Source organism: Micromonospora foliorum, from assembly GCF_022229015.1.
GTDB lineage: Bacteria > Actinomycetota > Actinomycetes > Mycobacteriales > Micromonosporaceae > Micromonospora > Micromonospora foliorum.
On sequence record NZ_JAKKFF010000467.1, the window covers coordinates 13,593 to 35,673 of the forward strand.

General features: G+C 72.7%; 19 protein-coding genes. 10 read left to right on the forward strand and 9 right to left on the reverse strand.

The window, feature by feature from the left end; all coding sequences use genetic code 11:
- The first annotated feature begins 27 nt into the window (after positions 1 to 27).
- The 3 genes from PSH25_RS28045 to PSH25_RS28055 all read left to right on the forward strand — a co-directional run bounded on the left by PSH25_RS28045 (position 28) and on the right by PSH25_RS28055 (position 5,367).
- On the forward strand, positions 28 to 2,577 hold the full coding sequence (locus tag PSH25_RS28045; RefSeq protein WP_238661893.1) for a sensor histidine kinase: 2,550 nt from the start codon (positions 28 to 30) through the stop codon (positions 2,575 to 2,577).
- Positions 2,574 to 3,254: a response regulator gene (locus PSH25_RS28050; RefSeq protein WP_238661894.1), complete on the forward strand. Its 681-nt coding sequence runs from the start codon at positions 2,574 to 2,576 to the stop codon at positions 3,252 to 3,254. The genes PSH25_RS28045 and PSH25_RS28050 overlap by 4 nt, the downstream gene beginning before the upstream one ends.
- A gap of 103 nt (positions 3,255 to 3,357) precedes the next feature.
- The gene (locus PSH25_RS28055; RefSeq protein WP_238661895.1) at positions 3,358 to 5,367 is read left to right on the forward strand and encodes an FAD-dependent oxidoreductase; all 2,010 of its coding nucleotides are present in this window, start codon (positions 3,358 to 3,360) and stop codon (positions 5,365 to 5,367) included.
- Between the two features lie 18 nt (positions 5,368 to 5,385).
- Here PSH25_RS28055 and PSH25_RS28060 read toward each other — a convergent pair whose 3' ends face one another.
- Positions 5,386 to 6,357, reverse strand: coding sequence for an SDR family oxidoreductase (locus PSH25_RS28060; RefSeq protein ID WP_238661896.1), 972 nt, complete (start codon positions 6,355 to 6,357; stop codon positions 5,386 to 5,388).
- A gap of 142 nt (positions 6,358 to 6,499) precedes the next feature.
- Between PSH25_RS28060 and PSH25_RS28065 the strand changes: the two genes are divergently transcribed.
- A complete protein-coding gene (locus tag PSH25_RS28065) occupies positions 6,500 to 7,252 on the forward strand; it encodes a dienelactone hydrolase family protein (protein WP_238661897.1) in 753 nt (250 codons plus the stop codon).
- A gap of 21 nt (positions 7,253 to 7,273) precedes the next feature.
- On the opposite strand, the gene PSH25_RS28070 is transcribed toward PSH25_RS28065, so the two are convergent.
- From PSH25_RS28070 to PSH25_RS28105, 8 genes are all read right to left on the reverse strand, one after another.
- On the reverse strand, positions 7,274 to 8,377 hold the full coding sequence (locus tag PSH25_RS28070; protein ID WP_238661898.1) for an L-dopachrome tautomerase-related protein: 1,104 nt from the start codon (positions 8,375 to 8,377) through the stop codon (positions 7,274 to 7,276).
- A gap of 100 nt (positions 8,378 to 8,477) precedes the next feature.
- Positions 8,478 to 9,359, reverse strand: coding sequence for an SMP-30/gluconolactonase/LRE family protein (locus tag PSH25_RS28075; protein WP_238661899.1), 882 nt, complete (start codon positions 9,357 to 9,359; stop codon positions 8,478 to 8,480).
- Between the two features lie 19 nt (positions 9,360 to 9,378).
- A complete protein-coding gene (locus tag PSH25_RS28080) occupies positions 9,379 to 10,320 on the reverse strand; it encodes a sugar kinase (protein WP_238661900.1) in 942 nt (313 codons plus the stop codon).
- Positions 10,317 to 10,937, reverse strand: coding sequence for a bifunctional 4-hydroxy-2-oxoglutarate aldolase/2-dehydro-3-deoxy-phosphogluconate aldolase (locus PSH25_RS28085; protein ID WP_238661901.1), 621 nt, complete (start codon positions 10,935 to 10,937; stop codon positions 10,317 to 10,319). The genes PSH25_RS28080 and PSH25_RS28085 overlap by 4 nt, the downstream gene beginning before the upstream one ends.
- A gap of 9 nt (positions 10,938 to 10,946) precedes the next feature.
- Positions 10,947 to 11,780, reverse strand: coding sequence for a hypothetical protein (locus PSH25_RS28090; protein ID WP_238661902.1), 834 nt, complete (start codon positions 11,778 to 11,780; stop codon positions 10,947 to 10,949).
- Positions 11,781 to 11,794: 14 nt separating this feature from the next.
- Positions 11,795 to 12,940 carry a galactonate dehydratase gene (dgoD, locus tag PSH25_RS28095; protein ID WP_238661903.1) on the reverse strand — a complete coding sequence of 382 codons (1,146 nt, stop codon included), beginning with the start codon at positions 12,938 to 12,940 and terminating at the stop codon, positions 11,795 to 11,797.
- Positions 12,937 to 13,647 (reverse strand): FadR/GntR family transcriptional regulator, encoded by a 711-nt coding sequence (locus PSH25_RS28100; RefSeq protein ID WP_238661904.1) that lies wholly within the window; start codon positions 13,645 to 13,647, stop codon positions 12,937 to 12,939. Before PSH25_RS28100 ends, dgoD begins: the two co-directional genes overlap by 4 nt.
- A 35-nt stretch (positions 13,648 to 13,682) precedes the next feature.
- Positions 13,683 to 14,429 carry an SDR family NAD(P)-dependent oxidoreductase gene (locus PSH25_RS28105; protein ID WP_238661905.1) on the reverse strand — a complete coding sequence of 249 codons (747 nt, stop codon included), beginning with the start codon at positions 14,427 to 14,429 and terminating at the stop codon, positions 13,683 to 13,685.
- A 159-nt stretch (positions 14,430 to 14,588) separates the two neighbouring features.
- On the opposite strand from PSH25_RS28105, the gene PSH25_RS28110 reads away from it, so the two are divergent.
- The 6 genes from PSH25_RS28110 to PSH25_RS28135 are packed head-to-tail and all read left to right on the forward strand — an operon-like array spanning position 14,589 to position 22,003.
- A complete protein-coding gene (locus PSH25_RS28110; RefSeq protein WP_238661906.1) occupies positions 14,589 to 15,884 on the forward strand; it encodes an ABC transporter substrate-binding protein in 1,296 nt (431 codons plus the stop codon).
- Between the two features lies 1 nt (position 15,885).
- Positions 15,886 to 16,806 (forward strand): carbohydrate ABC transporter permease, encoded by a 921-nt coding sequence (locus tag PSH25_RS28115; protein ID WP_124859248.1) that lies wholly within the window; start codon positions 15,886 to 15,888, stop codon positions 16,804 to 16,806.
- A complete protein-coding gene (locus tag PSH25_RS28120) occupies positions 16,803 to 17,081 on the forward strand; it encodes an ABC transporter permease family protein (RefSeq protein WP_238661907.1) in 279 nt (92 codons plus the stop codon). Before PSH25_RS28115 ends, PSH25_RS28120 begins: the two co-directional genes overlap by 4 nt.
- Complete coding sequence (locus tag PSH25_RS28125; protein WP_238661908.1) at positions 17,063 to 17,623, forward strand: carbohydrate ABC transporter permease; 561 nt, start codon at positions 17,063 to 17,065, stop codon at positions 17,621 to 17,623. Before PSH25_RS28120 ends, PSH25_RS28125 begins: the two co-directional genes overlap by 19 nt.
- A complete protein-coding gene (locus PSH25_RS28130; RefSeq protein WP_238661909.1) occupies positions 17,620 to 19,707 on the forward strand; it encodes an alpha-galactosidase in 2,088 nt (695 codons plus the stop codon). Before PSH25_RS28125 ends, PSH25_RS28130 begins: the two co-directional genes overlap by 4 nt.
- A gap of 46 nt (positions 19,708 to 19,753) precedes the next feature.
- A complete protein-coding gene (locus tag PSH25_RS28135; RefSeq protein WP_238661910.1) occupies positions 19,754 to 22,003 on the forward strand; it encodes a DUF8189 domain-containing protein in 2,250 nt (749 codons plus the stop codon).
- Positions 22,004 to 22,081: the final 78 nt, after the last annotated feature.

Here is a 22,081-nt window from a genome sequence, read left to right on the forward strand (position 1 = left end):
CCGATCTGACCAGGGAGGATGGTCCCCGTGCCACGTGGAGAACTGCGCATCTATCTCGGGGCCGCCCCCGGCGTCGGCAAGACGTACGCCATGTTGGAGGAGGCCCAGCGGCGGGCCGCGCGCGGCGCCGACGTGGTGATCGGTTTCGTGGAGACCCACGGCCGGCACCACACCGCCGCGATGCTCGGCGACCTGGAGCAGGTGCCCCGCCGGACCATGGACTACCGGGGCGCGGAGTTCACCGAGATGGACCTGGACGCGGTGCTGGCCCGCCGGCCACAGATCGCGGTGGTCGACGAGTTGGCGCACAGCAACGTGCCCGGTTCCCGGCACGGCAAGCGCTGGCAGGACGTCCAGGAGCTGCTCGACGCGGGCATCGACGTGCTGTCCACGGTCAACGTGCAGCACCTGGAGTCGGTCAACGACGTCGTCGCGCAGATCACCGGCACCACCCAGCGGGAGACCGTGCCGGACGAGATCGTCCGCGCCGCCGAGCAGGTCGAGCTGGTCGACATGACCCCGGAGGCGCTGCGCCGACGGATGGCGCACGGCAACATCTACCGACCCGACAAGATCGACGCCGCGTTGGGCAACTACTTCCGGGTCGGCAACCTCACCGCGCTGCGTGAGCTGGCGCTGCTCTGGTTGGCCGACAAGGTCGACGAGCAGCTCGACCGCTACCGCAGCCAGCAGGGCATCGCGGCCACCTGGGAGGCCCGGGAACGGGTGGTGGTCGCGCTGACCGGCGGCCCGGAGGGGGAGACGCTGGTCCGTCGCGCGGCCCGGGTCGCGGCTCGCAGCAAGGGCGCGGACCTGCTCGCCGTGCACGTGGCCCGCAGCGACGGCCTGGCCGGGGCCGACCCGGCCCAGTTGGCCCGGCAACGGGTGCTGGTGGAGAGCCTGGGTGGCACGTACCACCAGGTGCTCGGCACCGACGTGCCGGCCGCGCTGCTGGACTTCGCCCAGGGCGTGAACGCCACCCAGCTGGTGCTCGGCGCCAGCCGGCGGGGTCGCCTCGCGCAGATCTTCGCCCGGGGTGTCGGGGTGACCACCACCGCGCTCTCCGGCTCGATCGACGTGCACCTGGTCACCCACAAACAGGCCGGCAAGGGTCGCCGGGCGGCGGCCGTGCCGGCGGCGCTGTCCCGACGCCGCCGGCTGCTCGGCTTCGGCCTGGCGGTGCTGGGCATGCCGCTGCTCACCCTGCTGCTGAAGACCCTGCCCGACCTCACGCTGACCAACGACATCCTGCTGTTCCTCGCCGGGGTGGTCGGGGTCGCGCTGGTCGGCGGGGTGTGGCCGGCCCTCGTCGCCGCGCTCGGCGGCTCGCTGCTGCTCAACTGGTTCTTCACCCCGCCCTTCCGCACGCTGACCATCGCCGAGGCGGACAACCTGCTCGCCCTGGCCGTCTTCGTCGGTGTGGCGTTGGCGGTGAGCTGGATCGTCGACGTGGCCGCCCGGCGTACCCGGGAGGCCGCGCGGGCCGCCGCCGACGCGCAGACCCTCGCCGCCGTCGCCGGTGGTGTGCTGCGCGGCGAACGTCCCCTGCCCGCCCTGTTGGATCAGCTCCGGGAGACCTTCGGGCTGCGCGCGGTGAGCGTGCTGGAGCTGGCCGAGGAGGCCGGCGGGCGTCCGGAGCGGGCCCGCGAGGAGCACGCCTGGTGTGTGGTGGCCAGCGTCGGCGAGCAGCCGGCCTGCACGCCCGACGGCGGCGAGACGGCGGTACCTGTCGACGACCGGATCACCGTGGTGCTCAGCGGCCGGCGGTTGGAAGCCGCCGACCGGCGGATCGTCGAGGCGTTCGCCGCCCAGGCCGCCGTCGCGCTGCGCCAGGAACGGCTCGCCGAGGAGGCCGCCACCGCCCGGCCCCTCGCCGCCGCCGACCGGATGCGCACCGCGCTGCTCGCGGCGGTCAGCCACGACCTGCGTACGCCGCTGGCGTCCGCGAAGGCGGCCGTGACCAGCCTGCGCAGCCACGACATCGAGTTCGACGAGTCCGACCGCGAGGAGTTGCTGGAGACCGCCGAGGAGTCACTGGACCGCCTCGCCCGGCTGGTCGGCAACCTGCTGGACATGAGCCGGCTCCAGGCGGGCGTGCTGGGCATCTCGGCGACCGCGATCGGCCTGGAGGACGCCGTACCCCTGGCGTTGGACGAACTTGGCCCGGCGGCCGCGACGGTCGGCACGGACATCCCGGCCGACCTGCCGGCCGCCACCGCCGACCCGGGCCTGCTGGAACGGGTGCTGGTCAACATCGTCGCCAACGCGTTGCGGTACAGCCCGCCGGGTCAGCCGCCCACGATCACCGCCAGCGCCCACGCCGGCCAGGTTGAGCTGCGGGTGATCGACCGAGGGCCGGGCATCCCGGAGGACCAGTGGGAGCACGTCTTCCTGCCGTTCCAACGCCTCGGTGACCGGGACAACCAGACCGGCGTCGGTCTCGGTCTTGCCCTGTCCCGGGGGTTGGCCGAGGCGATGGGTGGCAGCATCACCCCGGAGACCACCCCCGGCGGTGGGCTCACCATGGTGCTGCGGCTGCCGGCCGCGCCGACCACCTCGGAGGGGCCGCAGGAATGACGCGCATCCTGGTCGTCGACGACGAGCCGCAGATCCTGCGTGCCCTGCGCATCAACCTGCGTGCCCGCCGGTACGACGTGGACGTCGCCGGCACCGGGGCCGCCGCGTTGAAGGCCGCCGCCAGCCACCCGCCCGACCTGGTGGTGCTGGACCTGGGCCTGCCCGACATCGACGGCGTGGAGGTGATCCGGGGCCTGCGGGGGTGGACCACCGTGCCGATCATCGTGCTCTCCGGCCGGGCCGGCAGTGAGGACAAGGTCGCGGCGCTCGACGCGGGCGCCGACGACTACGTCACCAAGCCGTTCGGGGTGGAGGAACTGCTGGCCCGCATCCGCGCGGTCACCCGCCGCCTCGGCGCGCCCAGCGAGGCGGTGCCGGCACTGCGGATCGGTCAGCACACCGTCGACCTGGCCGACCACAGCGTGCGCAGCGACGACGGCACCGAGGTCAAGCTGACCCCCACCCAGTGGAGCGTGCTGGAGAAGCTGCTGCGTCACCCCGGCAAGCTGGTCAGCCAACGTCAGCTCCTGCACGACGTGTGGGGGCCGGAGTACCAGAACGAGACCAACTACCTGCGGCAGTACCTGGCCCAGTTGCGGCGCAAGCTGGAGGACGACCCGGCCCGCCCCCGGCACCTCATCACCGAGCCGGGAATGGGCTACCGTTACCGGCCGTGACCCGTTGACACCCGCCGGCAGAGATTGAAGAATCTCGTTCGCAGCGGCAGCGGCGTGCTTCTGTAACCGTCCCCTCCACCGGTGACCCCCCGGGAGCCCCGCCGTGCCCCTGCACCTGTCCCGTCGTCGGCTGTTGACCGTCGGCGGCGCCGGCCTCGTCCTGGCCAGTCTCGACGGCCCGTTCTGCGCCGACCCCGCCCGAGCCGCCATCACCACCGCCGACCTGGTCGTCTACGGTGCCACCTCCGGCGGGCTGGCCGCCGCGATCACCATGCGCCGGCTCGGCCGCACCGCCGTGGTGGTGGAGCCCACCAGCCACGTGGGTGGGTTGAGCACCGCCGGGCTGGGCGCCACCGACACCGGCGTCCAGGCGTCCATCGGCGGGCTGGCCGCCGAGTTCTACCGCCGGGTGTACGTGAAGTACCACGGTGGAACCCTCACGCCGACGTCGCCGCTGCGGATGACCTTCGAACCGCACGTCGCCGCCGCCGTCTTCGCCGAGATGCTGGCCGAGGCGGGCGTTCCGGTGATCGTCAACGCCCGGCTGAGCGGCCTCGGCCGCACCGGCAACCGGATCACCGAGCTGCGGACCGAGGACGGGTCGATCTACCGGGGCGGGGTGTTCGTCGACGCCACCTACGAGGGCGACCTGCTGGCCATGGCCGGGGTGGGGTTCACCGTCGGGCGGGAGTCCAACGACACCTACGGCGAGACGATCAACGGGGTGCAGTCGCGCAACACCCACCAGTTCGTCTACCCCGTCGACCCGTACGTGACGGCCGGCTCGCCCGCGAGCGGCCTGCTGCCGGGCATCTCCGCCACCCCGCTCGCCCCGCAGGGCAGCGGGGACGACCGGATCCAGGCGTACTGCTTCCGGATGTGCCTGACCCAGGCGGCCAACCGGATCCCGTTCGGCAAGCCGTCCGGCTACGACCCGATCCGGTACGAGCTGCTGCTGCGACACATCCAGGCCGGCTACCCGGGACCGTACTTCTCCACCCACTCGATCGGCGGCGGGAAGACCGACTCCAACAACAACGGCGCGGTGTCGACCGACAACATCGGCTTCAACTACGCGTACCCGACGGCGAGCTGGGCGGCGCGGGAGAGCATCATCGCCGAGCACCGCACCTACCAGCAGGGGCTGATGTGGTTCCTGGCCAACGACCCCCGACTGCCGGCGTCGGTACGTGACTCGACCGCCCGGTGGGGGCTGCCGGTGGACGAGTTCACCAGCACGGGCGGCTGGCCGCCGATGCTCTACATCCGCGAGGCGCGCCGGATGGTCTCCGCGTACGTGATGACCGAGGCCGACTGTCGGGGCCGGGTACGCGCCACCGACTCGGTGGGCCTGGCCAGCTACACGATGGACTCGCACAACTGTCAGCGGGTGGTCGTCGACGGCCGGGTCCGCAACGAGGGGGACGTGCAGATCGGCGTGCCGGCGCCGTACCCGGTGAGCTACCGAGCGATCGTGCCGCACCAGGCGCAGTGCGCCAACCTGCTGGTGCCGGTCTGCCTCTCGGCGAGCCACATCGCGTACGGCTCGATCCGGATGGAACCCGTGTTCATGATCCTCGGGCAGGCCGCGGCCACCGCGGCGTCCCTGGCGCTCGCCGGGAACCTCGCCGTACAGGCCGTCTCCGTGCCCGCCCTCCAGGCCCGGCTGCGCCAGGACGGCGGGGTGCTGGAGTGGGGTTCCGGCAGCGAGGTGATCCTGGACAACGCGTCGGCAAGTGGGATCACCCGGGCCGGGACGTGGGTACGCAGCAGCAGCACCGGCGGCTACTACGGCCCGGACTACGAGCACGACGGCAACGTCGACAAGGGGGTCAACCGGCTGCGGTTCCGCCCGACGCTGCCCACCGCCGGCTCGTGGACGGTGCAGCTGCGCTGGACCGCGCACGCGAACCGGGCCACCAACGTGCCGGTGGACATCGCGTACGCCGGCGGGATGATCACCAAGACGGTCGACCAGCGGCAGGCCGGCGGCCAGTGGGTGCCCCTGGGCACCTACCCGTTCACGGCGGGCAGCGACGGCAGCGTGCTGATCCGCACCGAGGAGACCAACGGGTTCGTGGTCGCCGACGCGGTCCGGTTCGTCCCCGCCTGAGAACGTCGGGCGCCCCAGTCAGTTGCCGGGGTACTCGACGCCCACCAGCCGCTCGGAGGCGGCCCAGAGCCGGGCGGCGTCGTCGGTGCTGCGCGCCGAGCGGTAGACGGTCAACTCGGTTGGCGCGCCGGTGAACTGGCCCAGACCGTCCGGGCCGTAGAACCGGCCGCCCTGCGCCTGTGGGCTGGTGGCCGCGTACAGGGCAGGAAGCAGCCCAGCATCCACCGAATGCACCAGGATCCCCCAGCGGGCCAGCCGACTCATGATCGAGTGGTGCAGCGAGGGGCGGCTGCGGCCCAGATTGGGGCCGGACGCGTACAGGTTGGTCATGGTGGTGCCCGGGTGGGCGACGTTGCTCACGATGCCCCAGTCGCCGGCCCGACTGCGCCGGTCGAGTTCCAGCCCGAAGTGCAGGGTGGCCAGCTTCGAGGCGTTGTAGGCGCGGATCGACGCGTACCTGCGGTTGCTCTGGAGGTCGTCCCAGTCCAGCCGGCCGGAGCGGGCGGCGCTGCTCGACATCGTGGTGACGCGGGCCTGCCCCGCCCGGAGCAGCGGCAGCAGCCGTCCGGTCAACGCGAAGTGGCCGAGGTGGTTGGTGCCGAACTGGAGCTCGAAACCTTCCGCGGTGGCATGTCGGGTGGGAGGGCTCATCACGCCCGCGTTGTTGATGAGAAGGTGGATCGGTCGGCCCTCACCGAGCAACGTGTCGGCCAGCGCGGCCACCGACCCCAGCGAGGCGAGGTCCAGCGGCCGGGTCGACACGACGGCACCCGGAGCGGCGGCCCGGACGGCCTCCAGCGCGGCGGTGCCCTTGGCCGGGTTGCGGACCGGCAGCACCACCTCGGCACCGGCGCGCGCCAGCCGGGCGGCCAGGCCGAGGCCCAGCCCGTCGCTGCCGCCGGTCACCACGGCGAGCTTTCCGGTCAGCTCCGGAACGGTCAGGTCGAGCACGACAACCCCCAGGTCAACGGTGTCTTCATCGGTCGCCACCAACACTGGGTCAGGCTCCGGCCACCGCCCAGGGTGGCCTTGTCCAGGGATCGGCAGTCCCTGGCTGGCGGACCGGTGCCCTACTCCCTCCCCGGCGAGTAACGTTCCGAACGGGACCAAGATCGGCGTACCAGGAGGCACGGTGCTGACGACGACGGTGGACATCCCGACCAGCGACGGGATCGCGGACGCGTCCCTCACCCGACCGGACGGCGACGGTCCGTTCCCGGCGGTGCTGCTCTTCATGGACGCCTTCGGGCCGCGCCCCCGCCTGGTCGAGATGGCCGAGCGGATCGCCGAACGCGGCTACCTGGTGCTGACGCCCCACCTGTTCTACCGGGCCGGCCGGGCACCGCTGTTCGACCTGTCCCGCCTCGGCGAGGCCGACCAGCGCGCCGCCCTCTTCGAGAAGATCATGCCGCTGGTCGGCGCGTTGACCCCCGACGTGATCAACCGGGACACCGCCGCGTACCTCGACTTCCTGGCCACCCGCGACGACGTCCGGCCGGGCCCGGTCGCCATCACCGGCTACTGCATGGGCGGCACGAACGCGCTGCGGGCCGTCGAGGCGCACCCGGACCGCATCGCCGCGGTGGCGAGCTTCCACGGCGGGCGGATCGTCACCGACGCGCCGGACAGCCCACACCTCGGCGTCGGCTCGATCACCGGCGAGGTGTACTTCGGGCACGCCGACGCTGACCAGTCGATGACCCCCGAGCAGATCGCCACCCTGGAGAAGGCGCTCGACGCCGCCGGGGTGCGCTACCGCTCCGAGGTGTACACCGGCGCGCACCACGGCTACACCATGACGGACACCCCGGCGTACGACGAGCAGGCCACCGAGCGTCACTGGGCCGCGCTCTTCGACCTCCTGGACCGCACCCTGCCCGCCTGATCACGCTCGCAGCGCCGGTGCTCAGCGGCGCAGCAGCACCGGGCCGGCATCGATGCGGGTGCGGAACAGCGCGTACGGCTTGCGGCGCAAGTCCTTGCCCCGCTGGTACTGCGGCTGCCGGTGCAGTTGGTTGGCAGTGACGTAGAGGTACCCGTCGGTGGCCACCGACATGGTGTCCGGCCAGAGCAGGCGCGGGTCGTGCACCAGGGTCTCGTACTCGCCGTCGGGCAGTCGACGCAGCACCGCGTTGTGCTCGTACGAGGTGAGGTAGAGCCGCCCCGCGTCGTCGCTCTCCAACCCGTCCGAGGCGGTGCCTCTGTCGCCCTCGTCGACCACTGTCGCGGCGACCGCCTCCTGGGTGACGCCCGGGTCGGCCAGCGCTTCGGTGGAGACGCTGTGCAGGCGCCGGGACGCCAGCGGGCAGTAGTAGAGCCGGGTGCCGTCGGCGGAGATGGCGATGCCGTCGGAGCCCATGCTCACCGGCTTCGGCGGGCCGTCGGCCGGCCGTTCGAGGAACGGCCGGCCCTCGACCACCGGGCGGAACGACGTCAACGGCTCCGCCTTGGTGGACGGGTGGTCGTGCAGCCGCCGCCAGGAGGCTCCGCTGGCCAGGTCCACCACGATGATCCCGTTCGGCCCGGAGTCCGCCGAGTCGGTGATGTACGCGACCCCCGACTCGCCCCGCCGCAGGTCGAAGCGGACGTCGTTGAGGTACGTCGTCGGCAGCGCCACGTCGGTCGGAAAGGTGATCACCTGGGCGACCGTGTCGGTGTCCAGGTCGATCCGGACCAGCTTGGGGCCACCCGGCTTGGTGGGCTGGAACATCGGGCTGCCGGTGTCCAGTACCCAGAGCCGGTCGGCCGGGTCCACCACGATGCTCTGCACCGAGACGAACGCGCCCGCGTCGTCGTCGCCGGACGGGTCGTTCCACGCCTGGTCGGGGTAGGGCACCTCCCGGCCGTCGCGCAGCTCGACGACGGTGGCGGGCACCTCGTCGCCCCACTTCGGGAAGTTGACGAAGATCCGGCCCCGGTGCGAGACGCTCACCCCGGTCGGCATCGGGCCGGTGAAGGTGTGCACCAGCTCCAGCTCGCCCATCGGCTCGTCGCCGACCGGCCCGTTCATGACGTCCGCCCCATGGTGCTCATCGGCTCGCTCCCTACCGGTCGGCTGGTACCGCGCTTCGGTGCGGTTGTTCCCGCCCTGGCGTCCGGTATGCCTCCGATCAGGTCGCCGGCGCTCCGGCCCGTGCGGCGGGCAGGCCCGGCACCGGGACGTCGACCGCGAGCAGCGCGCCGTCCTGCGGGCCCGCCGATTCCAGCCCCACCCGGGCGGTGCCGATGAAGAGTCGCCGCAGGTCGGGACCGCCCAGGCAGATGCCGGCGGGCTGCTTGGCCGGCAGTCGAATCTCCCGGTCGAGGGTGCCGTCGGGCCGGTAGCGGCGTACCGCGGAGCCGCCCCACAGCGCGATCCAGAGGTGGTCGGCCGCGTCGAGCGTCATGCCGTCCGGGCCGCCGTCGGCGGGGGACAGCCGCAGGAACGGCTCCCGCCCGCTCAGGGCCCCGGTGGCGGGGTCGACGGTAAACCTGTCGATCTCGCCGCGCGGGGTGTCGGCCAGGTACATGGTGGTGCCGGCCGCGTCGAACGCCGGCCCGTTCGGGATGGTCAGCCCGGTCACCGCGGGGACCGGCTCGGCGCCCGGGGTGAGGCGGAACAGCGTGCCCCCGCCGGGCACCATCGCGTACGTCATGCTGCCGGCCCAGAAGCGGCCGTGCGGGTCGGCGACCGCGTCGTTCATCCGGGTCGGCTCGGGCGCGTCGGCGACCAGCTCGACGACCGGTCGGGGGTCGCCGGTGGCGGGCAGCACCGTGACGCTGGTCCCGGCGGCGGCCAACCACTCGCCGGGTCGGTCGGCCACCGGGGCGACCGCGCCGAGCGGCACGTCGAGGCGGCGCAGCTCCCGCAGCGGGGTCGGGGCGTCGCCGTCGGTCTCCAACAGTCGCCCGGCCAGCAGGTCGACCAGGACCAGCCGGTCGTCGACCCAGCGCAGGCCCTCACCCAACTCCAGCCGGTCGGTGCTCCAGACGGTCGGCTCGGTCAGCTCCATGGTGCTCCTCCAAGGGTCGTCAGCGGACCGTACCGCCGGGGCCGTGGTCGAGCAGCGCCAGCTCGGCCCGGTCGGGCAGGCCCTCCCAGTCACCCCGGGTGGCGACCGCGAACGCCCCGGCGGTGACGGCCCGGTCCAGTCGGGTCGGCGCGTCGACGCCGTCCAGCCAGCCGGAGAGCAGCCCGGCGACGAAGGCGTCGCCCGCGCCGACGGTGTCCACCACCGGCACCGTCCGGGCTGGACGGTGGATGGCGCCGGTCGCGCGGTGGCTGGTCGCGCCACCGGCACCGTGTTTGACCACGACCTCGGTGACGCCGGCCGAGAGTAACGCCGAGGCCGGGTCGGTCGCGTCGGTCAGCACGGCCAACTCGTCGTCGGAGGCGATCACCAGGTCGATCGAGGGCAGCAGCGGGCGCAGCGCGGCGGCGGCCTCGGCGACCGACCAGAGCCGGTTGCGGTGGTTGACGTCCAGGCAGATCGTGCTGCCGGCCGCGCGGGCGCGTCGTACGGCCTCCACCACCGCCTGGTACGGCTCGACGCCGAGCGCGCAGGTGATGCCGGTGACGTGCAGCAGCCGGGGTGGTGGCCCGGGAGCGTCGAAGGCCCGGGTCACGTCGGCCGGGCCCAGCCGGGAGCCGGCCGACCCGGCGCGGTGGTAGGTGACCCGGTTGATGTCGGCGACCCGGTTCTCGAAGAGGATCAGCCCGGTCGGGGCGGTCGCGTCGACCCGGGACCAGGTCAGGTCGACGCCCTCGGCGCGCAGCGTCCGGCGGACCAGCTCGCCGGGCTCGTCGGCACCGGTGACACCGACCCAGGCGGCCCGGTGGCCGAGCCGGGCCAGGCCGATCGCCACGTTCGACTCGGAGCCCGCGACGGAGATATCGGCGGTGCCGCCCAGTCGCAGTGGGCCGGTGGTGCGGAACGCCGCCATCGTCTCGCCGAGGGTGAGCAGGTCGGTCATGGCCGGACCGCCGCGAGGAAGGCGGCGGCGCGCTCCCGCAACGCCGCCGGGTCGCCGCCTCGGACGGCGTCGCCGAGCAGCGGGGAACCGACGCCGACCGCTGTCGCGCCCCGGTCGAGGTAGTGCCGCGCGCCGTCCGCATCGACCCCACCGACCGGCACGAACGCGGTACCGGGGAACGGGTCGCGCAGGGCGCCGAGGTAGTCGGGCCCGCCGAGGGAGGCCGGGAAGAGCTTGATCGCGGCGGCCCCGCCGTCGGTGGCCTGCACCACCTCGGTGGGGGTGAGGGCACCGGCGAGCACCGGCAGCCCGAGCCGGCCACCCTCGGCGAGGCTCGCCGCGATCGCCGGGGTGACCAGGAAGCCGGCGCCCGCGTCGGCCGCCGCGCGGGCGTCCTCGGCGGTGAGCACGGTGCCGGCGCCCAGGGCGAAGTCGGGCCCGAGAGCGGCCCGGGCCCGGCGGAGGATGCCGAGCGCGTCGGCGCTGGTCATCGAGACCTCGACCAGGGCGACGCCGCTCTCGGCCAGGGTGAGCACGGCGGCCAGCGCGGCGGCCGGGTCCGGGCCGCGCACGATGGCCAGCAGTCGATGGGTACGCAGCTCGTCGAGCAGGTTCATCACGTGTCCTCAGTGGATGCGGTGGGCGGAGATGGTGAGTCGCCAGGCGACCTCGCCGCTGGCCGGGACGACCGCCGCGTCGTCGGGGCCGGCGTCGGCCAGGTCGAAGGCCGCGCCGAGCATCGGTTCGATGCCGACGCTGCGGTAGGGGCGGTTCGCCGGCCAGCCGCCCAGGTTGCGCCAGAGCGCGGTGCTGCGGGGCTGGCCGGCGCACTCCAGCTCCAGAGTCAGCCGGTCCGGTCCGTCGAGCACCTGGACCCGGGCGCAGTCGAGCAGCACCGCGCCGAGCGCGGTCCCGTCGTCCGGCCCGAACATGTCCAGGGTCAGCCCGGCCAGGGTCAGCCCGGCCGGGGCCGGCCACGGCCCGGTCAACCACGGGTCGCCGGTGGGCCAACTGCCCGGCGGCAGGAGCGCGGCGGCCTCCGGGTGCAGCCGGGTCGGGGTGCCGGTGGGCGCGTCCAGGCGGGCGGCGGGGGAGAGGTCGAGCAGGGCGTGCGCGGCCCAGACGAACCGGTACCCGGGGTCGGCGGCCAGGCGGTAGTCGGCCACCACCACGCCGCCGGAGTCGGTGATCCGGCGGGTGAGGGTGAACGTCGGCCGCTCGATGACCACGGTGCCGGGGGCGGCGCTGCGCCACGGCCGCGACCACACCTCGCCGTGGTCGGGCTCGCCGCGCACGGTGGGCAGGCACTCCTCCAGGCCGCCGGCGTCGACGAACGCGTCGTCGGGGCGTACCTCGTGCCGGCCGGGTTCCGGGCCACGCCAGAGCCACTCCCGGCCACCGCCGTGCAGACTCGTCCACCGGCCGCCGTGCGCGGCGTCGTACGCCATTCGCAGAGCCACCGGCCGCGCGTCGGTCACCACTCGGCGAACGACCCGTCGGCGTGCTGCCAGACCGGGTTGCGCCAGGCGTGCGGGCTCTGGGCGGCCTTGCGGACCGCCGCCTCGTCGACCGTGATGCCCAACCCGGGCCGGTCGAGGCGGGCGATGTGCCCGTCCACGAACCGGAACGGCTCCGGGTCGACCAGGTAGTCCAGCAACTCCGAGCCGGCGTTGTAGTGGATGCCGATGCTCTGCTCCTGGATCAGGAAGTTCGGCGTCGCGAAGGCCACCTGGAGGCTGGCCGCCAGGGAGATCGGGCCGAGCGGGCAGTGCGGGGCGAGCAGCGCGCCGTACGTCTCGGCCAGCGCGGCGATCCGACGGACCTCGGAGATCCCACCGGCGTGCGACAGGTCCGGTTGGACCACGGCGACCCCGGCCTGCAACGGGCCGAGGAACTCGGACCGACCGTAGAGGCGCTCACCGGTGGCCACCGGGATCGGCGTGCTGGCGACGATGTCGGGCAGGTGGTGAGCCTGGTCGGGCAGGACCGGCTCCTCCACGAAGAACGGGCGCAGGGCGGCCAGCTCGGGCAGGATCCGGCGGACGGCGGCCATGCCGGCGCGACCGTGGAAGTCGACAGCGATGTCCCGGTCGGGGCCGAGCACCTCCCGGGCGGCGGCCACCCGGCCGATGACGGCGTCCACCTCGGCCGAGGTGGGGATCGGCGAGAGCCGCCCGCAGGCGTTCATCTTGACCCCGGTGAGGCCGGCGGCGACCTGCGCGGCGGCGGCGTCGGCCACCTCGCCGGGTTCGTCCCCGCCGATCCACGAGTAGATCCGTACCCGGTCGCGCACGTGCCCGCCGAGCAGCGCGTGCACCGGCGCGCCGTACGCCTGCCCGGCGATGTCCCAGAGCGCCTGGTCGAGGCCGGCGACCGCGCTGGAGAGGATCGGGCCGCCGCGGTAGAAGCCGCCCTTGGTGAGCACCTGCCAGTGCTGCTCGATGCGCAGGGGGTCCGCGCCGAGCAGATATTCGGAGAGCACCTCGACCGCGCTGCGCACCACCTCGGCGCGGCCCTCGACGACCGGCTCACCCCACCCGACCAGCCCGTCGTCGGTCTCCACCCGGCAGAACAACCACCGTGGCGCGACCAGGAAGGTCTCGATCCGCTCGATCTTCACCGACTGCCCCTTCGTCCCCGTGCCTTCTCGACGTCGCGGACGGCCTTGTCCAGCAACTGACGCATCGCGGTCTCGGCCGCCGTCTCGTCCCGGTCGCGCAGCGCGTCGACCACCGCGCGGTGGCTGGGCACCGGGTCGTCGTGTGCGGTGCCGCCGTGCACCAGCCGGTCCCGTTCGGCGAGCCCGGTCTCCATCACCACCTCCATCCGCTCCAGCAGCTCGTTGTGGGTCGCGGTGAGCAGCGCGCGGTGGAAGGCGAGGTCGGCGGCGATGGCGGCGGCGGGATCACCGTTGGCCTGGGCCATCTCGGCCAGTGCCCGGTCGAGGGCGGTCAGGTCGTCCTCGGTGGCCCGGGTGGCCGCCAGCCGCGCGGCGGCCGGCTCGATGATGGCGCGCACCTCGTGCAGTTGGTCGAGCAACCGCTGGTCGGTGCCCTCGGCGAACTGCCAGCGGATCACGTCACCGTCGAGCAGGTTCCAGTCCGCACGGGGTCGGACGAAGGTGCCGCGCTTCTGCCGGGCGTCGACGATGCCCTTGGCCGAGAGGACCTTCAGCGCCTCGCGGAGCGCCGTGAGGCTGACGCCGAACTCCTCCTGCAGCGCGACGATGTTGAGGGTCGCGCCGGCGGCGATCTCGCCGGTGAGGATGCGACGGGCGATCGCTTCGACGGTCTGCCCGTGGACGCCGCGGCGTGCGTACTGTGCCAATGCTCCTGGCCTTTTCGCTGGTCGGTATCGATCTCTCAGGCCGAGGCTTTCACCGCTGTCCAGCCACCGTCCACCACGAGGCTCGCGCCGGTGACGTAGGCGGCGTCCGGCGAGGCGAGGAAGGCGACAGTGGCGGCCACCTCGTCCGGTGTGCCGAAGCGCTTCGCGACGGTCTCCGCGACGCTGCGCTGCCGGTCCTCTTCGGACACGTCGGCCCAGGCGGCGGTGAGGATCGGCCCGGGCAGCACGGTGTTGACCCGGACCTGCGGGCCGTACTCCACGGCGAGTTGGCGGCCGAGCGCGACCAGGCCGCCCTTGGCCGCGGCGTACGCGGGCCGGCCGGGCAACCCGACCAGCGCGTGCACCGAGGAGATCAGCACGACCGCGCCCGAGCGTGCCCGCAGGTCGTCCAGGCAGGCGCGGACGCCGAGGAACGAACCGGTGAGGCTGACGCCGAGCTGGTGGTCCCAGGACTGCCGGCTGGTCTCGTGCGCCGGGGCGACCCGGACGGCGTACGCGGTGCTGACCAGGATGTCGACCGGGCCGAGGCGGTCCCGTACGGCGCGCACGGCGGCGGTCCAGTCGGCCTCGTCGCTGACATCACCCACTACGGACAGTGCACGGTGGCCTTGCGCGGTCAGTTCCTCGGCCAGCGGGGCCGGGTCGGCCACGTCGAGCAGCGCGACGCCTGCCCCTTCGGCGGCGAGCCGCCGGGCGATGGCCGCGCCGATCCCACCCATCGCGCCGGTGACCAGCGCGTTCTTGCCGTCAAGCCGGCGCATAGGCTGATCCACCTGACCTCCGCCTGGGTCTCGTCTAATCATTAATTACGAAGATATCTTGACAGCCGACGAGGGGCGATGCAACCTTCTCGTCACAGCATTCACATGGACGACACATCGCGTGGTGACGCTGAGTGTCGTAAAGGAAGGGATACCTCCGTGAGCGACTTCGACCCCGGTCGCCGGCGATTCCTTGGCCACCTCGGGCTCGCCGGCCTGGGCGCGCTCGGCGCCAGCTCGTTCCTCAGCGCGTGCGCCAGCTCCGCCAGCGGGCCGACGACGAGCAACGGCTCAGGTGCGGTCACCATCCAGTCCAACCTCTCCTCGCCGCAGGCCAAGGCCGCGATGGAGAAGCTGATCGAGACCTTCAACGCGCAGGGCAAGGGCACAGCGAGCCTCAACACCATCGCCTCGGAGACCTTCCGGACCCAACTGCCGACCTACCTGACCTCGGCCAACCCGCCGGACCTCTACACCTGGTACGCGGGCTCGGTCGCCAACGACTACGCCAGCAAGAACCTGCTGCTGGACGTCTCCGAGGTGTGGAAGTCGCTGGACGACTACCCCCAGTCGCTGCGCACCCTCTCCACCGACGCCAGCGGCAAGCAGATCTTCGTGCCGATGAACAACTACTGGTGGGGCTTCTTCTACCGCAAGTCCAACTTCGCCAAGTGGGGCGTGCAGGAGCCGAAGACCTGGACCGAGTTCCTGGCGCTCTGCGAGACGCTGAAGAGCAAGGGCGTCCCGCCGATCGGCATCGGCCTCGGCGACACCCCGTGGGTGGCCTCGGCCTGGTTCGACTACCTGAACATCCGGATCAACGGCGCGCCGTTCCACCGCGAGCTGCTCGCCGGCAAGCAGCGCTTCGACGACCCGAAGGTCAAGGCGGTCTTCACCCGCTGGCGCGAGGCACTGCCCTACTTCGACCCCAAGGGCAAGGCGTACCCGTTCCAGGAGGCGACCACCGCGTTGCTGGCCGGCAAGACCGGCATGTTCCTGATCGGCACCTTCTTCGCCGACGCCGCACCCAAGGACGCGCTCGGTGACCTGGACTTCTTCCGTTTCCCGATCATCGACCCGGCGGTGCCACTGGCCGAGGAGGCGCCGACCGACGGCTTCTTCGCCAGCGCGAAGACCGCCAACCCGACCGGGACCAAGGCCCTGCTCAGCTACCTGGCCGGGGTCGAGGCGCAGGAGGCGTACGTCAAGGCCAGCTCCGGCATCGTGCTGCCGGCCAACCCCAAGGCCAAGGCGTCGGACTCGCCGCTGGTGGCCAAGGGCAAGGCGATGCTGAACGAGGCCAAGGAGCTGACCCAGTTCTTCAACCGCGACTCCAGCGACGCCCTCCAGCCGACCGCGGACACCGCGCTGACCAAGTTCATCGACAAGCCGGACCAGATCGACGCGATCCTGCGGGAGTGGCAGGCCGGCGCCGAGAAGGTCTTCAAGGGCTGACGTGACAGCAACGATCTCCACGACTTCGGTCACCCCCACCCGGCGGCGGCGACGGTCGGCTCGACTGTCGCCGCTGCTGGTGGCGTTCGTCCTCGTGCCGTTCGCGGTCGAGAGCGTCTGGGTCTTCTGGCCGGCGATCCAGGGTTTCTGGTTCTCCCTCACCCGCTGGGACGGGATGACACCGCCGACCTTCGTCGGCACCGACAACTACGTCGAGTTGGCCGGCGACGCCACCTTCCGGGGTGCGCTGGTCAACACGGTGATCTGGTTGGTGCTGTTCGGCGGCCTCTCCGTGCTGGGCGGGTTCGGCATGGCGTTGGTCCTGCAGAAGGAGCGGCGCTTCGTCGGCTTCTACCGGGCCGCGCTGTTCACCCCGGTGGTGTTCTCACTGGTGGTGACCGCGCTGGTCTGGCGGGTCTTCTACCAACCCGACGGCATCGCCGACACGCTGCTGCGAGCGGTGGGCCTGGAGCAGCTGATCCGGCCCTGGCTCGCCGACCCGCAGACCGCCCTGTACGCGGTGATCCTGCCCGCGCTGTGGCGGCAGATCGGCTACGTGATGGTGCTGTTCCTGGCCGGGTTGAAGGCAATCGACCCGGCGCTGCACGAGGCGGCCCGGATGGACGGCGCCAACGCCTGGCAGCGGCTACGGCACGTCACGATTCCCCAGCTCAAGGGGGTCAACGCCGTCGTGCTGTCGGTCATCGTGATCGACTCGCTGCGCTCGTTCGACATCGTCTGGTCACTGACCAAGGGCGGGCCGTACCACTCGTCGGAGCTGCTCAGCACCTACATGTACTCGACCGCGTTCCAGAGCCTGCGGCTGGGCTACGCCTCGGCGATCGCTGTCGTGATCTTCGTGCTCGCGCTGGCCGTCATCCTCGGCTACCTGGTCCGGGCGTTCCGGGAGGAAGCGTCATGAACAAGCTCCGTACCGGGGCCTTCCACACCGGCATGATCCTGCTCTCGCTGCTCTGGCTGGGCCCGGTGCTCTGGGTGGTGGTGATGTCCACCCGGTCGTTCGACGACATTGCCGCGCACGGCGTGGGTAGCCTGCCCCGGTCGTTCACCCTGGACACCTACCGGCAGGCGTGGACCGACGGTGGCGAGCTGCGTGCGCTGATCAACAGCATGCTGGTCACCGTCCCGTCGGTGGCGCTGAGCCTGGGCTGGCCGCGATGGCCGCGTTCGCGCTGAGTCGCTTCCGGATCCCCGGGCGGCGGACCATCCTGCTGCTGATGCTCGCCGGCAACCTGCTCCCACCGCAGATCCTGCTCATCCCGGTGGCCAAGTTCAGCGAGCTGACCGGCCTGTACGACACGCTCTGGGCGTTGATCGCGGTGCAGGTCGGCTTCGGGCTCGGCTTCTACACGTTCGTCCTGCACGGCTTCATGCGGGATCTGCCGGGCGAGATCCAGGAGGCGGCCACCATCGACGGCGCCGGCACGGCACAGATCTTCACCCGGGTGATGCTGCCGCTGACCCGACCGGCGTTGGCCGCACTCGGGGCGCTCTCCTTCACCTGGATCTTCAACGACCTGCTCTGGGCGATCACCGTGCTGCGTACCGACGACAACATGCCGGTCACCCCGGCGCTGCTCGCCCTCCAGGGCCAGTTCGTCTCGTCCTGGAACGTGATCGCCGCCGGCACGGTCATCGCGGCCGTTCCCACCGTCGCGGTGTTTCTCCGCTTCCAGCGGCACTTCGTCTCCGGTCTGGCGCTCGGAGCGGTCAAGTGACCGCCGAGGCCGGGCAGCGCTGGACGCTGCGCGGTACGCACACCGAGTACACCGTGACGGTGCCCGGGCACGGCCGCTGGCTGGAGCTTGTCGCGTGGGGGCCGCACGGCGTCTCCGACGGGCCCTCACCGGTCGCCTACGACGGCCCGGTCCCGTTCCTCACCGCCGGGGACGCCGCCCCCATCGAGTACGCCACCGACGCCGACCGCCCGTTCACCGGCGCCGACCTGGTGATCGAGACGGCGAACGGGCAGCGCCGGGTGGGCTTCGCGCACACCGACGCCCGGATCGACGCCGACCAGCGGGAGTTGGCCGTCGAGTTCGCCGACCCGGTCACCGGGCTGCGCGCCACCGTGCACTACCGGGTGCCCGTCGGCACCGACGTGGTGCAGCGGTGGGTCGAGCTGACCAACGACGGCACCCACGCGCTGCGGGTGGTCCGGGCCGGATCGGGCGGGTTCTGCGTACCGACGCCGCACGGCGCGCTGCTCAGCCACCAGTGGGGGCAGTGGGAGCAGGAGTTCCAGCTCTCCCACGTCGAGCTGGGCCACGGCACCTTCAGCATCGGCAGCTCCCAGGGCGTACCCGGGCATCTGCACGTGCCCTGGCTGGCCGTACGCGACACCGCCGAGCCGGCCGGTCCGGCGTGGGGGATGGCGCTGGCCTGGACCGGCTCGTGGGAGATCAGCGCCGAGCGGGACACCGGCGGCCTGACCCGGGTCCGGGTCGGCCGTCAGCTGGTCGACGGCCCGCTGGAGTTGGCCGCCGGCGAGCGGCTGACCCTGCCGGTGGCCACCGGGGCGTACAGCCCGGACGGCCTGGACGGGTTGGCCCGGGTCTGGCACACCCACCAGCGGTTGCTGGCCGGGGAGCGGCTCACCCCCCGTCCGGTGCTCTACAACTCCTGGGAGGCGACCTACTTCGCCGTCGAGGCGCAGAGCCAGCTCGCGCTCGCCCGGATCGCCGCCGAGCTGGGCGTGGAGACGTTCGTCGTGGACGATGGCTGGTTCGTGGGCCGCGACGACGACACCGCCGGGCTGGGCGACTGGACACCCGACCCGGCGAAGTTCCCGGCCGGGTTCGACACGTTCATCGCCGACGTCCGCGCGCTCGGGCTGAACTTCGGGCTCTGGGTCGAGCCGGAGTGCGTCAACCCGAAGTCCTCGCTGTACGCCGAGCACCCGGACTGGGTCTACTCCGTCGACGGCCGACCGCTCACCCCGGTCCGCAACCAGTACCTGCTGGACCTGGGCCGGCCGGAGGTCGCCGAGTTCGTCCACTCCACAGTCGACGATCTGCTGCGTCGGTACGATATCGACTACCTGAAGTGGGACTTCAACCGGCCGCGTACCGAGCCGGGTCGACCCGGTGGGGTGGGCCCGCTCGACCTCGACGGCGCGCACGTCGCCAACCTGCACCGGATCTACGAGCGGTTGCGCCGGGACCACCCCGGGGTGCTGATCGAGGCGTGCGCCGGAGGCGGCGCGCGGACCGACCTGGCGATGGCGGCCCGGGCCGACGTCTTCTGGCCCAGCGACAACACCGGCCCACTGGACCGGTTGGCCATCCAGTACGGCTTCCTGCACGCCAACGCCCCGCACCTGCTCAGCTCCTGGGTCACCGACGCGCCCGGCCTGTTCGACAGCCGACCCCGAACGCTGGCGTTCCGGTTCGTCCTGGCGATGGCGGGTGTGCTCGGCATCGGCGCGGACATCCGGGCGTGGACCCCGGCCGAGCGGGCCGAGGCGGCCGGTTGGATCGCCCGCTACAAGGAGATCCGGGACGTCGTCACGTACGGCGAAGTGCACCTGATCGGTGGCCCCGACCAGGCCCGCTGTGCGGTGCAGTACACCGCGCCGGACGAGAACCGGGTGGTCGTCCTGGCCTGGCACACCGGCCGGCTCGACGGCGCCGGGCTGCTTCCGTCCCGCCCGGTCCGGTTGCCCCTGCGCGGCCTCGACCCGGCGGCCCGTTACGCGCACGGCGACCGGCACTACTCCGGCAGCCACCTCGCCACCGTCGGCCTGCCCGTGCGGTGGAGCGCGACCCACGACGCCGACCTCATCGTGCTGACCCGCGACTGAGATCGGAGCACCACCACCCCCACCCCCGAGGGACAGGAGTACCTCCATGCGCCTGAACCGACCGCTGACCGCTGCCCTGGCCGTGCTCGGCCTGGGCCTGGCCAGCCCGATGCCGGCGATGGCCGGCCCACCCCACGCCGGCCCACCCCACGCCGGCCCACCCCACGCCGGCCTACCCCATGCCGGCCCGTCGCAGGCCGGCCACGGGCCCGGTCACGCCCCGGCGGCCACCGGCGCGGAGGACCAGGGCGCGCCGACCTTCTTCAACAGCGGCCTCGCCCCGACGCCCTACCAGGGCTGGAACACCTACTTCGGCCTCGGCGGCGATCCCACCGAGGCCGAAGTACGGTCGGTCACCGACTACATGGTCAACAGTGGCCTGCGGGACGCCGGCTACACCTACGTCTGGATCGACGGCAACTGGGCCGCGCCCACCCCGCGCAACGAGGCCGGTCAGCTCGTCGCCGACCCGGCCCGCTTCCCCGGCGGAATGGCCGCGCTGGCCGCGTACATCCACAGCAGGGGGATGAAGGCCGGCATCTACACCGACGCCGGCCCGTACCTGCCGGGGCAGTGTGGGCTCGGCAGCAACGGTCACTACCAGGCGGACATCGCCCAGTTCGCCGGCTGGGGCTTCGACGCGCTCAAGGCCGACTGGCTCTGCGGCCGGGCCGCCGGCCTCGACCCGGAGACCACCTTCCGGGAGCTGGCCGAGGCCGTACGCCAGTCGCCCCGGCCGATGCTGCTCAACATCTGCAACCCGGTCAGCTCGGACTGGGGCGGCGGCCCGTACACCCCGGAGCAGCTCTCCACCTGGAGCTACACGTACGCGCCCACCATCGCCGACTCGTGGCGGACCTACACCGACGTGGGGCTCACCGACCCGACGCCGCAGTGGGCGTATCCGTGGGTGCTGCGCAACATGGACGTCAACGCGTACCACCCGGCGGCCACCGGGCCGGGGCACTACAACGACCCGGACTACCTGCTGCCCATGCGTCCGCTGCCCGGCGGCGGGTACGAGTTGAGCCTGGACGAGTCCAAGACGCAGCTCGGCATGTGGGCCATCATGGCCGCACCCCTGGTGATCGGCTCCGACCCGCGTGGCCTGCCGAGGGAGATGATCTCGGCGCTGACCAACCCGGAGATCATCGCGGTGGACCAGGACCCGCTGGTCCGGCAGGGCGTCAAGGTCGCCGACACCGGCACCGACGCGCAGGTCTGGAGCAAGGTGCTCGCCGGCTCCGGCAAGCGGGCCGTCGCGCTGCTCAACCGGCACGACACCGCCCAGCAGATCACGGTGAACTTCGCCGACGTCGCCCTCGGCGGGCCGGTTCGGGTCCGTGACCTGTGGTCCCGCTCCACCGTGGACGCCCAGCCGGGCACCACGGGCGAGCAGCCGTTCACCGGCTCGTACACCGTCGAGGTGCCCGCGCACGGGGTGGCCATGCTCGGCCTGACCGGCGTCGACCAGGTCGCCGGCGCCGACCTCGGTGGCACCGCCACCGCCAGCCCGGCGCTGGTCCGGGTGGACGACACGCACGCCACCGCCTTCGTCCGCGACGCCTCCGGCGCGCTGGCGATGAACACCCGCACCGGCGCGACCTGGGGCACCGGGTGGACCTCCCTCGGCGGCCCGGTCGGCGGCCGGATCCTCGGCCAGCCGGCGGCGTACGGCTCCGCCGGCGGGCGGCTCGACGTCTTCGTCCGCGGCACCGACAACGCCGCCTGGCAGCGCAGTTACGTTGCCGGCAGTTGGGGGCCGTGGCGCAGCCTCGGCGGCACGCTTACCGACGCGCCCACGGTGGCCTGGACCAGCCCGACGCAGTGGACCCTCGTCGCCCGCGGTGCCGACGGCAAGCTCTGGTCGCGTACGCCGAGTGCCGGCTGGACCGGCGTCGGTGCGCCTGAGAACCGGCCGTTCTACGGTCGGCCGAGCGCGGTCGTTGACGACGCCGGCGTGCTGCACGTGGCGGTCCGCAGTCGTACCGACGAGGTGTGGTGGAGCAGCCGGACCGGCACCACCTGGTCGGCCTGGACCAACCTGGGCGGCACCACCAGCGGCAGCCCGACCCTGCTCGCCACCTCCGGCCGGGTCTACCTGTTCGCGCTGGCCGCCGACAACCGGCTCTGGCAGCGCAACCTGGCCGACGGCGCCTGGGGCGGCTGGTTCCGACGCGGTGAGTTCGCCACCGACGCGTTCCGGGGCGCGCCCGGGGCCGCCGCCGGTGCCAACGGCAGCGCCTGGCTCGCGGTACGAGGCGTGGACGACCGGGTGCACCAGATCACCCTCTGATCCACGGTGGCGGGCCGTCGGCCGGCGGCCCGCCACCGGCACCATCCGGCCGCCGGGTCGGCCTCGTGCTCAGCACGG

Bases quoted from the DNA above. Each gene is read 5' to 3' on its own strand.
- PSH25_RS28050 (WP_238661894.1), top strand. From the start codon at position 2,574: ATGACGCGCATCCTGGTCGTCGACGACGAGCCGCAGATCCTGCGTGCC.
- PSH25_RS28070 (WP_238661898.1), bottom strand. From the start codon at position 8,377: ATGAACGGGCCGGTCGGCGACGAGCCGATGGGCGAGCTGGAGCTGGTG.
- PSH25_RS28075 (WP_238661899.1), bottom strand. From the start codon at position 9,359: ATGGAGCTGACCGAGCCGACCGTCTGGAGCACCGACCGGCTGGAGTTG.
- PSH25_RS28080 (WP_238661900.1), bottom strand. From the start codon at position 10,320: ATGACCGACCTGCTCACCCTCGGCGAGACGATGGCGGCGTTCCGCACC.
- PSH25_RS28085 (WP_238661901.1), bottom strand. From the start codon at position 10,937: ATGAACCTGCTCGACGAGCTGCGTACCCATCGACTGCTGGCCATCGTG.
- PSH25_RS28105 (WP_238661905.1), bottom strand. From the start codon at position 14,429: ATGCGCCGGCTTGACGGCAAGAACGCGCTGGTCACCGGCGCGATGGGT.
- PSH25_RS28120 (WP_238661907.1), top strand. From the start codon at position 16,803: ATGAACAAGCTCCGTACCGGGGCCTTCCACACCGGCATGATCCTGCTC.
- PSH25_RS28125 (WP_238661908.1), top strand. From the start codon at position 17,063: ATGGCCGCGTTCGCGCTGAGTCGCTTCCGGATCCCCGGGCGGCGGACC.
- PSH25_RS28135 (WP_238661910.1), top strand. From the start codon at position 19,754: ATGCGCCTGAACCGACCGCTGACCGCTGCCCTGGCCGTGCTCGGCCTG.